The organism is Rhodopirellula sp. P2 (genome assembly GCF_028768465.1).
Classification (GTDB): Bacteria; Planctomycetota; Planctomycetia; order Pirellulales; family Pirellulaceae; genus Rhodopirellula.
Window position 1 is genome coordinate 3,932,343 of the sequence record NZ_CP118225.1, and the last position, 14,776, is coordinate 3,947,118.

A 14,776-nucleotide genomic window follows, 5' to 3' on the forward strand; every position below is an offset into this window, starting at 1 on the left:
TCGTCTTCCTGCAAGTCCAACCCATGTCGATCATCGAAGTCCGCGATTTGACAAAGAACTACCGCGTTTATCAAAAACGCGAGGGGATCGGCGGCAGCATTCGCGGCTTGTTTCACCGTGAATTCCGCGAGGTCAACGCTGTCCGTGGGATCGATTTGCAAGTCGAGCAAGGGGAGTTTGTTGCCTTTCTTGGTCCCAATGGAGCCGGCAAAACGACAACGCTGAAATTGTTGAGCGGGGTCATTCAACCGACTTCCGGCACGGCCAGCGTGATGGGGTATGTCCCCTGGGAACGCAAGGATGGGTACCGTCGCCGGTTCGCTCTGGTGATGGGACAAAAGAATCAGCTTTGGTGGGATTTGCCGGCCCGCGAATCGTATCTCTTGCATCAACACATTTATGGGATCCCGGAAGGCGAATTTAAAACTCGCTTGGACGAGATCAGCGATTTGCTGGACGTGACCCGCCTGCTCGATCAACCCGTGCGTGAACTCTCGCTGGGGGAACGGATGAAGATGGAGTTGATCGCGGCGTTGCTGCACAGCCCCGAGGTGTTGTTCCTGGACGAGCCAACGATTGGGCTGGACGTGATCGCTCAGCACAACATTCAGCAGTTCCTTCGTTACTACCAAGAAAAACGCAAGATCACGATCCTTCTGACCAGCCACTACATGAAGGACGTCGCCGCACTTTGCCGGCGTGTGGTCGTGATCGCGCAGGGCACCATTCAGTACGACGGTTCGCTGTCAGGCATCGTCGACAAATTCAGCGGCTACAAATTGGTCACGTTGCAGTTCGCAGCGTCGGAGAACTTGACGCGGCCCGAACGACTCGGCGATGTCGTGGATGAAAATTGGCCCAAATTGACGTATCGTGTGCCCCGCGCTGACGTGCCCCGATTGCTGGCTGAAACCTTGCGTGACCATGTGATCGAGGACGTGGTCGTCGAAGACCCGCCTCTCGAAGACGTGATCGCGGATCTGTTCCGTGAGTCCATGACCGATTCCACCAACGACGTTTCTGAAAGCACCGCGACAGTATGATTTCACTGGATGATTTGACCATCGGTTTTCGCGGACCAGCTTTGCTGGACGGGGTCTCGGCACGCATTGAACGCGGCCAACGCATTGGGTTGCTCGGTCGCAATGGAGCCGGCAAAACGACCTTGCTGAAGATGTTGTCGGGCGATGTCACGCCGGACAACGGCCAAGTGATCTTGGACCCCAATGTGCGTTTGGCGAGGCTGACTCAGGATGTCCCTCAGAACGTCCGTGGGACAGTTCGCGATATCATCACGCTTCCCGCCGCGGAGTTCTCCAAGATGGGGACAACCGCTGGCTTGGGAACTGCCCTCGGGCCCACCGATCATGGGACCTGGGAGGAATGGGAGATCGAGCAAAAAATCGAGGAGACGCTCACCCGAATGAACCTCGAACCGGAGACGGAGTTCGAGAGTCTTTCCAGTGGGATGCGACGTCGTGTGTTGTTGGCCCGAGCCATCGCCAGCGAACCAGACATGTTGCTGCTCGACGAGCCAACGAACCACTTGGACATCCAGTCGATCTTGTGGCTCGAGGATTTCCTGAGTCGTTGGTCGGGCACATTGATGTTCATCACTCACGACCGCTCGTTTTTGCAGTCGCTCGCCAACCGAATTTGGGAGATCGACCGTGGTCGATTGTTTGATTGGACGTGCGATTATCAAACGTTTTTGAAACGCAAAGCGGCGGCTCTGGATGCCGAAGAAAAGCAAAACGCGTTGTTTGACAAGCGACTGGCGGAAGAAGAGGTCTGGATCCGGCAGGGCATCAAGGCTCGGCGGACCCGGAATGAAGGTCGCGTGCGAGCCCTCAAGACGATGCGCAACGAAGCCAATCAACGACGCAGCCTCGAGGGCAAGGCCAAGCTGAATCTGCAAGTCGCGGAACGTGGCGGGGCATTGGTCACCAAGCTCGACAACGTTTCGTTCGCCTACCCGGGAACCGACCGCGTCATCATTCGCGAGTTTTCATCGCTGATCATGCGGGGTGACAAAATCGGGATCATTGGTCCCAATGGAGCCGGGAAGTCCACGTTGCTGAAGTTGATCTTGGGCAAACTGCAACCAACCTCCGGGACGGTGCGATTGGGAACCAATCTCAAAATCGCTTACTTCGATCAATTGCGCGACACCTTGGATCCTGAACTCACAGTCCAGGAAAACGTTGGCGAAGGAAGTGACAAGATCCAAGTGGGCAACGCCACCAAGCACATCATGGGGTACTTGCAGGATTACCTGTTCACTCCCGAGCGAGCTCGAACGCAAGTCAAGTTTCTTTCCGGCGGTGAACGCAACCGTGCGTTGTTGGCCAAGCTGATGACTCAGCCTGCCAATGTCATCGTGCTGGACGAACCGACCAATGACTTGGATGCCGAGACGCTGGAACTACTCGAAGAGCAATTGGTTGGCTTCGATGGCACGCTGTTGATGGTCAGTCACGACCGGACGTTCTTGAACAACGTTGTGACCAGCACGTTGGTGTTCGATGACGATTCCGATCCAGGGATCGTCAACGAGTACGTTGGCGGCTACGACGAATGGGAGGCGGTCGCCAAACGGAGGCGAGCTGAACAAGGGACAACCAAAACGAGTGGCAAGAAGGCCACGTCGAAGCCCCCGGCCAGCAACAGTGTTTCTGAGGAGACCACCGCGAAAGCGGTCAAGCTTTCGTACAACGAACAACGCGAGTTGAAGCTGTTGCCAGGCAAAATTGAAAAGCTCGAGATGGAAATCGCGGCCATCCACGAAGAGATGGCCGCGCCAGAGTTCTACCAATCCGGTGGTGACACCATCACCGTCAAGAGCGATGAACTGAAGGCCAAGGAAGCGGAGCTCGCCGAGTCTTACAAACGCTGGGAAGCTCTCGAAGCTCACTGAGTTCCTGCGATTCCTCCGAGCGGGGCAGCATCAGAGTAGAACAGTTGTCCTCAACTGTTCCGTCGGGCAGCGTTCAACCGCCGGGCCTCATCGCAACCGGGTCCGCTTCCAAGCGTTCGCTTCACGTCGTTCAACAACGCGGCATTGCCCACGCCGGCCCCCTCCGGGGCGACCTTTTGTTTTTCGCGATCGGTCTCGGGGCTTCCGCCCCGAGCTACGAACGACGGCCCCTCCGGGGCGATGTGACGTGATCGCGAAGTGAAACGGGGCGATTGCAAATTGCAAAATGGACATTGCAAATTGGCAATTTCAGATCGGTGAAATCACGTGACTTGCCAGCCCGGAAACACTTTGCAATTTGCATTGTTTAATTTGCACGCGGAAATGACGGCCGTCAGAGTAGAACAGTTGTCCTCAACTGTTCCGTCGGGCAGCTCTTAACCGCCGGGCCTCATCGCAACCGAGTCCACTTCCAAGCGTTCACTTCACGTCGTTCAGCAATGCGGCATTGCCCACGACGGCCCCGTCCGGGGCGACCTTTTGTTTTTCGCGATCGGTCTCGGGGCTTCCACCCCGAGCTACGAACGACGGCCCCTCCGGGGCGATGTGACGTGATCGCGAAGTGAGACGCGGCGATTGCAAATTGCAAAATGGACATTGCAAATTGGCAATTTCAGATCAGTGAAATCACGTGCCCTGCCAGCCCGGAAACACTTTGCAATTTGCATTGTTTGATTTGCACGCGGAAATGACGGCCGTCAGAGTAGAACAGTTGTCCTCAACTGTTCCGTCGGGCAGCTCTTAACCGCCGGGCCTCATCGCAACCGAGTTCGCTTCCAAGCGTTCGCTTCAGGCGGCTCCATAACGCGGCATCTCCCACGACGGCCCCATCCGGGGCGTCCTTTTGTTTTTCGCGATCGGTCTCGGGGCTTCCGCCCCGACCTGCGAACGACGGCCCCTCCGGGGCGATTTGACGTGATCGCGAAGTGAAACGGGGCGATTGCAAATTGCAAAATGGACATTGCAAATTGGCACTTTCAGATCAGTGAAATCACGTGACTTGCCAGCCCGGAAACACTTTGCGATTTGCATTGTTTGATTTGCACGCGGAAATGACGGCCGTCAGAGTAGAACAGTTGTCCTCAACTGTTCCGTCGGGCAGCTCTTAACCGCCGGGCCTCATCGCAACCGAGTTCGCTTCCAAGCGTTCACTTCACGTCGTTCAACAATGCGGCATTGCCCACGACGGCCCCGTCCGGAGCGCCCTTTTGTTTTTCGCAATCGGTCTCGGGGCTTCCGCCCCGAGCTACGAACGACGGCCCCTCCGGGGCGATGTGTTACATCCGTGGCAGGAACATCCGCAGGTAGTCGTGGCTTTGTTTGAGGGCTCGGATGCGGTTCTCGATCGAGCCTTCGTAGGCCCGGTCTTCGACTTCCACGCAAACCGGTCCGCTGTAACCGGTGTCAGTCAGGACCGAAAAGAATTGGCCCCAGTCGACTTGTCCGAGTCCAGGCAATTTGGGGGTGTGCCATTCATTCGGGTTGGCAAACACGCCGACTTGATCCAGCATCACTTGATCCACTCGAACATCTTTTGCGTGGATGTGCACCAGTCGATCTGCAAACGCACGCATCGGTGTCAAGTAATCCATGTGCATGAACACCGGATGGGACGGGTCGTAGTTCAGACCAAAGTGTTCGCTCGGGAACGTTTCGAACATCCGTCGCCAGATCGCGGGGCTGGTCGCCAGGTTCTTTCCGCCCGGCCATTCGTCGTCCGTGAAAAGCATGGGGCAGTTTTCGATGCCAATCCGAACATCGGCTTGCTCTGCGGCTTCGATGATGGGACCCCACACGGATTCGAACCGAGGCCAATTGTCGTCCACGTTTTTCTTCCAGTCACGGCCCACAAACGTGGTGACTCGGCCGATGCCAAGTTGGGAGGACGCATGGATCAGCTGAATCAGGTGTTCCGACGCCAGCTTGGATTCCGCTTCGTCCGGTGAGAGTGGATTGGGGTAGTAACCCAGGGAGCTGATCGCGACGTCGTATCGTTGGCAGAGCGATTGGATTTCGTCAACGCGTCCAGCGGACAGGTCGGTGACATCGATGTGAGTCGTGCCCGCGTAACGACGTTCGGCTTTCCCCGGCGGCCAGCACATGACTTCCACGCATTCATAGCCGCATTGACTGGCGACCGCGAAAACTTGTTCCAGGGTGTATTCGGGTAAGATGGCGCTGACGAAACCAAGTTGCATCATGTCAATCACACTCGTTGGGGGCCGATGGTTGTAGCGAAGGGGGGCGGGGATCGGAGTGCGAACCAGCCCCAGATTTTGGTAGAATATAGCCGGTTTGATCGTCGTCTGATCGCGTGCAGACGATCTTCTTGCCAACCTATTCACAATGCTCAACGCGCATGTCCAAGTCCAATTGAACGATGATTGGCCCTCGTCGTGCAACGCCTTGAACGCGCTTCCAATTCAAACTTTTCAACGTCGATTGACTCGTGAAACCTACCGAACCCAGCGTCCCTGCACCTCATGAGCCCAATCGCGTTTGCGACGTGGTGGTGGTCGGTGGTGGCCCCATTGGGATTGAGACAGCGATTGAACTGCGACGAAACGGCATCGACGCGATTGTGTTCGAAGCTGGGCCACTCGGGCATACCATTTCATGGTGGGCACCTCAAACGCGTTGGTTCAGCAGCAACGATCGAATCGCAATCGCGGGGGTGCCGCTGAACACGGTCGATCAATCCAAAGCAAGTCGCGAAGAGTACCTCAACTATTTGCGTTGCGTTGTGGACCAGTTTCGCGTTCCCGTGCAAACCTTTTCGAAGGTCGACAAGATCAAAGCTTGCCCGGACGAGCCCCGTCGTTGGCAGGTGCAAGTCGGTTCGAAGTGGATCGAAGCGTCGGCGGTTGTCTTGGCAATTGGCGGAACGGATCATCCCAATCGGCTGAACGTTCCCGGGGAAGATCTCCCGCACGTTGATGGCTACCTGCGTGAGGCTCACCATTACCACGGGCGTCGAGTTTTGATCGTGGGTGGTCGCAACAGCGCGGTCGAAGCCGCGATTCGCCTTCATCGCGTCGGTGCGAAGGTCACGTTGAGTTATCACCGAGACGAATTGCCCTCGGCCAGCATCAAGTACTGGCTGCGTCCCGAGATCGATGGGCTGATTCGCAGCAAAGCGGTCGAAGCGTTGTTCCAAAGTCGCGTGACGGCGATCACGCCGGAACGGGTGGACTTGGAGCAGACGCTACCGGATGGTCGCCATCACACCTTGCACATGCATTTCGATGACGTGTTGACGCTGATTGGCTACGACCAGGACAAAACGTTGTTCAAGCAACTGGGGATCCCGTTGGAAGACCCTGGTGCCAAGCCAGCGTACGATGAAACAACCATGGAAACCAAGCTGCCCGGGATTTACGTCGCGGGGACGGCGGTTGGTGGAACTCAAAGCAGCAAGTACCAAGTGTTCTTGGAGAACTGCCACGTGCACGCAACCAAAATCACCCAGCATTTGCTGGAAAACGGAATGGGACCGTCGTTGTCCGCTGAAGACGGACGGTCCAGTTCTGGAAGCCGAGCAGGCTCCAGCACACAATCGGCTCCGGGAGCAAAGCCTGGCAGCACTCCCTCGGAAGCACTCTCGCGTCAGATCGAGATGAATCCCGAGAGCTGATCACTCTCGAGAGAGCTCATGCACTTTCGGGACGCTTGGTGTTCCGCGGCAGTGGAGGAAGCGTGCGGTATTCGACCGCGATCACTCACCCGCAACAGCGGCCGCGAGTTGCTCGTAGGTGCGTTGGTTGTTGATTCGACTCCCGCGGTTATCGCAAGCGATTTGGTACAGGTGCTGGCCGATCGGAGTCGGGTACTTGCCCGTCACACAGGCTTGGCAGAGGTGGTCCTCTGGCAAATCGATCGCCCGGGCGATGGCGGAAACGGGGAGGTACCGCAGTGAGTCCGCGCCGAGATCGTCTGCCATCCGTTGCTGGGACTCTTCGTCCAATTCGCCGGTCAACGAAAAGTACTTGGGCGCGATCAATTGATCGATCGTACTCATGTCGATGCCGTAGAAACACGGTGCAACGATCGGTGGGCAAGCCACTCGAACGTGAATTTCCTTGGCACCGCCAACATCACGAATTCGGTCGAGCAAGGCATTCATGGTCGTGCTTCGCACAATCGAATCTTCCACCAGGATGACGCGTTTGCCCTGCAAGACTTCGCGAAGTGGGGTGTACTTGGCGGCCGCTTTGGCCTTCCGAGCTCGTCCGCCTTCAATGAACGTTCGCCCCGCGTATCGGTTGCGGATCAAACCTTCGCGACAGGGAATCGACAACTCATACGCCATCGAATCCGCGGCGGCTTTGCTGGTGTCCGGAACCGGGACGATGATCGTGTCGGGGTCGTCCAGTGGGACGCGTCCAAATTCTCGTTCAGCATCGGCTAATTCACGACCCAGGTTGGTACGTGAAAGATAAACGCTGCGATCGTCGAGGGTACTGGCAACATTCGCGAAATAAATCCACTCGAAGAAGCAATGTTTGGGAGCTTCCGGTTCAGCGAACCGCTCCATCCGAAAACCTTCCTCGGGATCGATCAGAATCGCATGGCCAGGTGGCAACGAATGAATTTGGTCCGGTTCAAACCCAAGGTTCAACAACGCCACACTCTCGCTGGCACAGGCAAACAGCGGGCCCTCGTGGATGTAGCACATGGGTTTGATACCCAGCGGGTCACGAGCGACCAACATTTCGCCTTCCGCAGTCAGCAATGCCATCGAATAGGCGCCGTCGAAACCAGCCGTGACTTGCTTCAGAACATCCATCCAGTCGAGTCGCTCCTGCGACTGCGAGAGCAGACGAGCGATCTCGTGCAGAAAGATTTCCGTGTCGGTGTCGAGCGCCAGGTGGTGGTCGCCATCGGCGAGCAAACGTTGTTTCAGCAGCGTGTAATTGGCCAATTGGCCGTTGAAGCAGAAACTGAACCATTTGCGTTTGTGGATGTGGCGACGCTCAAAAGGTTGAGCGTAATTTCGGTCGTCGGCCCCGCAGGTGGCGTAGCGAACGTGACCGATCGCGGCTCGCCCGGCCAACGATTTCATCAGTGACTCCGCTTTGGCACGGTGATTCAGACGGAAGACTTCCGTCACCGTTCCAACATCCCGTCGCGTTTTCAGTAGCGCGGGACGGTCGGGGTCAAAGGTGGTCATCCCGGCGGCAAGTTGCCCTCGATTTTGAATGTCGAGCAACATGCGGGGCAACAGACGCGAGATTTGTCGCGGTCCGTCGTCCGTGCACACGGGGCTGCGCCCGCGACCAGAGAGATGGTAGATCGCGGCAACGCCGCATTCGTGATTCAATTCAGCCATGAAATCTGCAATGAGGTAATCGCTGGGGCGAGGAAGCTACAGTCTACCGATGCCAGGCAATAACGCAATTCGCTGAACTACCTGGTTTGCCAAACCCACCGCCATTCGGGCGGGGAAAGGGACGGTTTCGAAGGGTCAATGGGATCGTCTCGATCGAACCCCCAGCAGGATCAACACGATCAGCAAAGTCGCCAGCAACAGGGCTGGCCAAGCAATCGAAACTCGCGAAAGCACGACCAAAGGCATCGCAACGGTGATCATGCCACCCCCAATGAACGGTGCTGACAGGGGAGCCGCCAACGCGTAATCCTCTGCCGCCCCCGACTTCAGTTCCGGGTCGACGACCCGTAGCAATACAAACCCAGTCGCTGTGGTGCCAGTTGACATCCCAAAATTGATCAAACCCAACGGGAACCATTTTTCAGGCGGCAAAATCTTTCGAGACAAAAACAACAGACAAAACGTCGACCAAATCGATCCGGCCATCAAGAGAATGGCCAAAGGCACCCACAAAGACGCCACCGCTGCCAAATTCAGGGTCGCGACCGCGGCAACGACCAGCAAATCCATGGATGTCCCCGAAATGCGATGGATGGTTTGCTCGTCGATCAAATGGACTTGGCCAATCGCTCGCAGCAGCATTCGCACGATTGCACCGCCGAAAAGCGTGTAAATGAACAGGGGAAACGATCCAACGATGCTGGCCAATGTCAATCGCGATCGCAGCTGGGACTCACCGGCGTCGGGGGATTCCCTGGTATCGGATGTCTCGCTGGCCCCCACCGCGGCCAGTTCAACGGATTCGGCGCTGGCGTTTGTTCCCATGGTCTCAGCGACCCAGCCCACCCCGCCTTGCAGGGCGACGCCAATGCCCATCGCGAGTGCCAGCCAGATGGCTTGCAACAACAACGGATCGAGCACGCTTCCGTCGATGCGTGCGCTGCCCAACGAGGCCGCACTGGAACGCGGAGCCGACTTCGTTGGATTGGAGGCCGTCTGAAGGGCGACTGAATCCTCGGCGGATTCAGCGACCGGAATCCAATTCCGCCGAAGCGCCAATTGGATCCAGAGAATGCCGGAAACCAGACCGTAAACCAATCCACCGGTTGCCATCATGACGCCCAAGTCAAAGCCTTCTTCCCAACCGATCGAAGGGTGCTTGAAGACGTCTCCCATCGCCGCGGCGGTTCCGTGCCCGCCAGCAAACCCGGTTTCGATCAACATTCCGGCCGAGGAAGGCAACTCGAACTGCGGTCCGATCCACCACCATGTGACCCACAGTCCAACCACGGTTTGGCCCAGCACGATGATCCAAACCATCAGGCCCTGCTGCATGACGTCGCGGACCAGATGCTGGCTCGACGACGAGGGATCTTGCTTGCTTTTGCCCAGCAACATGGCGGCAAAGACGACGGCAATCAAAGTGGACGGCCAGGGACCGAGGGCGGACACAATCGGTTCCAGCGTGTCGCGTTCGTTCCAGCGAAACCATTGAACGACTGCCAGACCTAGAAATCCCGCGATCAACGAGGCAGGGATCAACCCCTGTCGAAACCATGCGACTTGTTGACGCAACCCAACGCCAAGGAGCATCAGAGCAGAAACAAAAACGATGGCGTGAAGCATGGTCCTCGGTCCGGAAGTTTCGGGATCGGCCTTCACCGATGCCACGAGCATTTTGGGCGCTGCTGGCCTTCGCGGGAGGGTGTCGTCGAAGGAGTGGCCCCAGTGTCGCTGGTCACAGGAGCCACGCAAGGTGACGCGAACCGGTTGGGGCTGCGAGATGGGCAGTGACAAAGTTCCCAAAGGAGCCTACAACATTCGCTCCGGAGTCCGCCTCGGCGACTGCTTTTCTCCGTCAGCCTCCGTCTTATCGCACCCCAATATGCTCGCAAGAAAACCACTGTTTCCCGGCGTGATCGAGTTGAACTTTCAAGCTGGTGAAGTGCTTGGGTGCAACGTCTATTTGATCCACGATTCGAACGAGTGGATCCTGATTGACATTGGGTATGAGGAGACCGTCGATGACTTCATCGAAATCATTCGTGGTTTGGACTTTCCTCTTTCACGCTGCAAGACGCTGGTCGCCACCCACGCGGACGTGGACCACATTCAGGGGCTGGCCAAAGCCAAGCAGATCCTGAAGACCACGATTTCGGCTCATCCCAACGCGGTGGAACCACTGACGACGGGCGACACGCTGAAAACCTTGGCGGTCATCGAAGCGCAGAATCTGAAGATGGCAATGCCTCCCGTTGAGATCGAAACCCAGATCAACGACGGGGACATCATCACGGTCGGCAAAAAACAAATCGAAGTCTGGCACACTCCCGGGCACACCGACAGCCAACTCGCGTTCCGCATCGGCGACGTGCTGTTGTCCGGTGACAACCTCTACCGCGACGGCTGCATCGGTGCGATCGACGCCCACCACGGCAGCGACATTCGATCGTTCGTCCAATCGCTGACTCGCATCCGCGAAAGTGATGTGAAGTGGTTGGCCCCGAGTCACGGTCCGATCTTCGCCAAAGACAATGCGATGCTGGATCGTGTCATCGAGCGAGTCCGTGGCTACCTGCACATGGCTGACTTTGGAACACTCGCCGAAGATTGGCCGTTGATGAATGAGTGGGACGATGAAGTCGAGCAAGGCATTTTGCCCGATGGATGGCAAGCTCCCGCGGAGTGATCGGTTCGTGTCCCTCGACATTCGGTTCGGCGATCGAGAATCCAATTCAACGTGAACTCTTCCCAACGCCCTTTGTCGTTTCCTGATTCGATCCCAGCGAAGGTCGACCGTCCCGACCAATTCTCGGATGGAATTGTGATTCTGGGAGGCGGTTTGTGCGGCCTGCTTTTGGCTCATGAGTTGGCCCGGTTGGCCGCGTCGCGGTTGGGTGCCGACGCGCCCCGCATTTGGGTGATCGAATCTCCGTGTGGTGAAGTTGCCAGGCGAGATCAGCAGCGACCTGTTCGCTGGTTGCGGTTGTTGGGTGGCGAAGCGGACTACCAATACCGAACACAACCTGCCGATGCCTTGGCAGGGAGATCGATCCCTTGGCCACGCGGGAAGGGCTTGGGAGGCAGCGGGAGAATCAACTCCATGATTTGGTTCCCGCCCACAGCCGCCGAGATCCGATCGCTGGCAACATTTCTTGTGTCAAAGCAGTCGCCGAATGACAATCGGTTGATTGGCGACTCGCCCACCGATGCCGAGCAGCAACTTCAGCGAGCATTTGATCGGTCCCGCCAAATCATTCGTCCCGAGCAAGCCCGCTGGCTCAGTCCAACGAGCGAAGCCTTTTTGAAGGCAGTGTCAGGTCGCATCAGCGGAGACTTTGCTGCCTACGATCGTCTCAATCGAAATGGGCGACGATGGACGGCCGTCGACGCGATCGCGGATTTGTGTCAGAGCAATGCCGTGGCGGCCAATCGGATCCGCGTCGTTCGTGCGCAGGTGTCGTCTCTGGAAATCAATGACGGTGTGGTAGCGGGGATCCGTTGGTCGGATGGTCGGACGAGTCTGATTGCGAATGATGCGGAAGTCGTTTCGTCATTGGGCGCGATCGCGTCACCCACGTTGCTTCATCGCAGCGGACTGACCAACCCGCAGATTGGTGAGAATTTGCATGACCACCTGATCATGCCGGTTGTCCATTCGCATGATGGCCCAGCGTTTTCAGATTCGAGCTCTGACATGACCGCTTTGGCTCAGTGGCAACACGCAGGTCGAGGGCCGATTGCATGCAACGTCGCGGAGTGCGGTGGTTTGGACGAATCGCATCGCTGGCAATTGCATGTGACTCCCACTGATTACCTTCGGTTCCCGAATGACACGCGACGTCCCGCGATGACCATCGGCGTCAACGTCACGCGTCCTCATTCGCGTGGCCGGTTGGATTGGACGCCGGATGAGACGCTCATCGACGCCGGGTATTGGAACGATGACCGCGACCGAGTTGGATTGCTCGACGGTGTTCGGTGGGTGCGAGAACTGGTTCAGCAATCCGGATTCGATCGGCGATTGCGATCCGAGATGATTCCGGGGGCCAAACGACAAACCGATGAGGCCATCACCGCCGCGATGGCTCGCTATTCACAGACGCTGTATCACCCCGCTGGCACGTGTGCGTTGGGGAGCGTCGTGGATTCCAATTTTCGCGTCCGTGGCATCACGAATTTAAGCGTCGTCGACGCGTCTTTGTTGCCCGAACCAACGACCGGTAACCCGACTGCGACACTTGCGATGTTGGCTTGTTACGCCGCAACGCAGTTGGTTCGCCAGTAACAATGTCTTTGATCCAGGAGCGGAATTGAGTCCGCTTGGATCAACGAGGCTGGCGGCGATAGCGTTTGTTGGAAGCCACCAAGGTGACAAACTTGCCTTGTTGCAACGTCCGGCCATCGTCGCTGACCAACTGGCGATGCCAAGTGATTTTCGCGGCGCGACGACCGTGGGCCTCGGTTGATTCCACCGACGTGACCACGCGAACTCGTTCGTCAAAGAAGACCGGGTTGTCAAAACTCCAGTTGTCCACGGACACCAACGCCAAGGTGGCTGCTCGAGGGAACTCGGTCGACAACCCCGCCAGAATGCTCAGCCCCAGCAAGCCGTGTGCGACCGGTCGACCAAACGGCGATTTGGGGAAGTCGTCCTCGACGCCACTTTCGTCGCCGTGCAACGGATCGAAGTCGCCCGTCAAATGGGAGAAGGTCCGCACATCGTTAGCAGAGATGACCCGCCAGGGACTCAACCATTGCTGGCCAACTTGCAGGTCTTCGCAGTACAGCGTGTCGGTCGGTTCTGGAACGCCCTTGGTGATGACAACAGGTTCGGGACGAGTCGCGTTTTCGGACGCAATGATTGCGTCATGTGTCGGTATCGAATCGGACATTCACGTCACTCCTTGTTAAAACACCTCATCGTGAACCGCTCGGGTCGAAAAACCCGTGGTTGACTGTGCTGTCGCAGCAGCCGATGAAGATCGTTCCGGCCTCGCAACCTTGCGAGTCGAACCCATGGTTCGCCTGCTCGGCACTTTGGCCGAAAGAAATCGCGGAAGCAATTCCGTGTTCAGGCATTCGCATAGAATATGCCAATCCCAGGCAAAGACAATCTGGCTGAGGCGATTACACAAACTGTGCAGCCTTCATTTGCCCGCGAAATCCGTTTGATGACGGGTGATTTCGGTGCATTTGAAACGAATTGGCGACCGCGATCCCGGTACCTTTCCACTCTGCGTTTCATGGAAGGCTGTTTGCAGCGGGCGCAGGGGACCACCGGGGAAGATTTCGGTTGTCAGATTGCCCCAATGGTTGGCGTCGGCGATTCGTTCAACCATACTCTGCATGGATCAAATCTGATCTTTGCTTGCAATTCCCTCCTAAGGATCCCACCTCGATGACAAAATTGTTCACTGCAACCACCTTGACGCCTTCTTGGTCAACGACGCTCGCGATCGGTTTGGCTGTCGTTTTTTCAAACGTGCTTGTTGTTTCTGCTGATTCCCCGGTGAAGCTGCCTGCCGAGAGCGGCATGACCTCGATTTTCAACGGCAAGGACCTCACAGGTTGGAGCGGTGATGAACGATTGTGGTCGGTGCGTGATGGTGTCATTCATGGCGAGACCACCGAGGAAAACAAAGCCAATGGAAACACGTTCCTGATCTGGCAAGACGGCAACACGAAGAACTTCGAACTCCGCCTTTCGTTCCGTTGCAACGCGGACAACAACTCGGGCATCCAGTACCGGTCCAAGCACATCACCAACAAATCGGCTCGCAACGAGTGGGTCGTGCGGGGCTATCAGCACGAACTTCGCAATGAGATGAAGTTCCCCAACATCGCCGGTTTCATCTACGACGAAGGTGGCCGTCGTGGCCGCATTTGCATGGTCGGTGAGAAAGCAGTCTGGAAGGACGGAAAGAAACAGGTCTTGGAAAACTTCATGGACGAAGCTGAGTTCCAAAAGCTGTTCAAATTGGATGACTGGAACGAAGTCGTCATCATCGGGAATGGCAACCACATCCAGCACTTCTTGAACGGGAAGTTGATTCTCGACTTCACCGATGAGCAACCCGAACTTGCGTTGTTGGACGGCAAGTTGGCTTTGCAACTCCACGCTGGCAAATCCATGTGGGCGGAATTCAAAGACATCCGATTCAAATCGTTGGATTGAAAACGAACCCGCGATCGATGCCGCGAAGTCCGCGTGACCACCGATGGGATCGCCTTGAGTTCCAAGTTGGAACTCGGCGATTCGGTGGCGGACAATTTCGCTTCGCGACGCAACTTCGTCGATGGATATGGGGTAAGGTGGACACTTGTGGAAGTCGTTTGGAAACGTCTTCCGCAGGTTTGTTAAGCAGGTCGGCTGGATTGATCGGGCGCAACCATGTGAGCCGTTTGGGCGTTAGCCCCGGTTGCGAGTGAAAACCGTGGCTAACGCCAACGGCTCACATACCCGATGA

Annotated in this window: 10 protein-coding genes; 6 read left to right on the forward strand and 4 right to left on the reverse strand. The window is 56.9% G+C overall.

Annotation, left to right across the window (positions count from 1 at the left end; all coding sequences use genetic code 11):
- Positions 1–23 precede the first annotated feature (23 nt).
- Entirely contained in the window at positions 24–1,043 is a 1,020-nt protein-coding gene (locus PSR62_RS13795; protein WP_274403586.1) for an ABC transporter ATP-binding protein, read from the forward strand.
- Positions 1,040–2,917 carry an ATP-binding cassette domain-containing protein gene (locus PSR62_RS13800; protein WP_274403587.1) on the forward strand — a complete coding sequence of 626 codons (1,878 nt, stop codon included), beginning with the start codon at positions 1,040–1,042 and terminating at the stop codon, positions 2,915–2,917. The genes PSR62_RS13795 and PSR62_RS13800 overlap by 4 nt, the downstream gene beginning before the upstream one ends.
- Before the next feature lie 1,337 nt (positions 2,918–4,254).
- Here the strand turns inward: PSR62_RS13800 and PSR62_RS13805 are convergent.
- Positions 4,255–5,175 carry a sugar phosphate isomerase/epimerase family protein gene (locus PSR62_RS13805; protein WP_443217428.1) on the reverse strand — a complete coding sequence of 307 codons (921 nt, stop codon included), beginning with the start codon at positions 5,173–5,175 and terminating at the stop codon, positions 4,255–4,257.
- Positions 5,176–5,426: 251 nt separating this feature from the next.
- Between PSR62_RS13805 and PSR62_RS13810 the strand changes: the two genes are divergently transcribed.
- A complete protein-coding gene (locus tag PSR62_RS13810) occupies positions 5,427–6,611 on the forward strand; it encodes an NAD(P)-binding domain-containing protein (protein WP_274403589.1) in 1,185 nt (394 codons plus the stop codon).
- Between the two features lie 81 nt (positions 6,612–6,692).
- Here PSR62_RS13810 and PSR62_RS13815 read toward each other — a convergent pair whose 3' ends face one another.
- Positions 6,693–8,306 (reverse strand): amidophosphoribosyltransferase, encoded by a 1,614-nt coding sequence (locus tag PSR62_RS13815; RefSeq protein WP_274403590.1) that lies wholly within the window; start codon positions 8,304–8,306, stop codon positions 6,693–6,695.
- Positions 8,307–8,441: 135 nt separating this feature from the next.
- Positions 8,442–9,932: a sodium/glutamate symporter gene (locus tag PSR62_RS13820; protein WP_274403591.1), complete on the reverse strand. Its 1,491-nt coding sequence runs from the start codon at positions 9,930–9,932 to the stop codon at positions 8,442–8,444.
- 259 nt (positions 9,933–10,191) lie between these two features.
- Here PSR62_RS13820 and PSR62_RS13825 point away from each other — a divergent pair, with 259 nt between their 5' ends.
- Both PSR62_RS13825 and PSR62_RS13830 read left to right on the forward strand, forming a co-directional pair.
- The gene (locus PSR62_RS13825) at positions 10,192–10,995 is read left to right on the forward strand and encodes an MBL fold metallo-hydrolase (RefSeq protein WP_274408230.1); all 804 of its coding nucleotides are present in this window, start codon (positions 10,192–10,194) and stop codon (positions 10,993–10,995) included.
- Between the two features lie 51 nt (positions 10,996–11,046).
- Positions 11,047–12,594, forward strand: a complete 1,548-nt coding sequence (locus PSR62_RS13830; protein WP_274403592.1) for a GMC family oxidoreductase — start codon at positions 11,047–11,049, stop codon at positions 12,592–12,594.
- Between the two features lie 40 nt (positions 12,595–12,634).
- Here PSR62_RS13830 and PSR62_RS13835 read toward each other — a convergent pair whose 3' ends face one another.
- Positions 12,635–13,201 (reverse strand): MaoC family dehydratase, encoded by a 567-nt coding sequence (locus tag PSR62_RS13835; RefSeq protein ID WP_274403593.1) that lies wholly within the window; start codon positions 13,199–13,201, stop codon positions 12,635–12,637.
- A 506-nt stretch (positions 13,202–13,707) separates the two neighbouring features.
- Here PSR62_RS13835 and PSR62_RS13840 point away from each other — a divergent pair.
- Positions 13,708–14,484, forward strand: coding sequence for a 3-keto-disaccharide hydrolase (locus tag PSR62_RS13840; RefSeq protein WP_274403594.1), 777 nt, complete (start codon positions 13,708–13,710; stop codon positions 14,482–14,484).
- The last annotated feature ends 292 nt before the right edge of the window (positions 14,485–14,776 follow it).

Excerpts from the sequence above, each read along its gene's own strand:
- PSR62_RS13795 (WP_274403586.1), top strand. The coding sequence starts at position 24 with ATGTCGATCATCGAAGTCCGCGATTTGACAAAGAACTACCGCGTTTAT.
- PSR62_RS13800 (WP_274403587.1), top strand. The coding sequence starts at position 1,040 with ATGATTTCACTGGATGATTTGACCATCGGTTTTCGCGGACCAGCTTTG.
- PSR62_RS13805 (WP_443217428.1), bottom strand. The coding sequence starts at position 5,175 with ATGCAACTTGGTTTCGTCAGCGCCATCTTACCCGAATACACCCTGGAA.
- PSR62_RS13815 (WP_274403590.1), bottom strand. The coding sequence starts at position 8,306 with ATGGCTGAATTGAATCACGAATGCGGCGTTGCCGCGATCTACCATCTC.
- PSR62_RS13820 (WP_274403591.1), bottom strand. The coding sequence starts at position 9,932 with ATGCTTCACGCCATCGTTTTTGTTTCTGCTCTGATGCTCCTTGGCGTT.
- PSR62_RS13825 (WP_274408230.1), top strand. The coding sequence starts at position 10,192 with ATGCTCGCAAGAAAACCACTGTTTCCCGGCGTGATCGAGTTGAACTTT.
- PSR62_RS13835 (WP_274403593.1), bottom strand. The coding sequence starts at position 13,201 with ATGTCCGATTCGATACCGACACATGACGCAATCATTGCGTCCGAAAAC.
- PSR62_RS13840 (WP_274403594.1), top strand. The coding sequence starts at position 13,708 with ATGACAAAATTGTTCACTGCAACCACCTTGACGCCTTCTTGGTCAACG.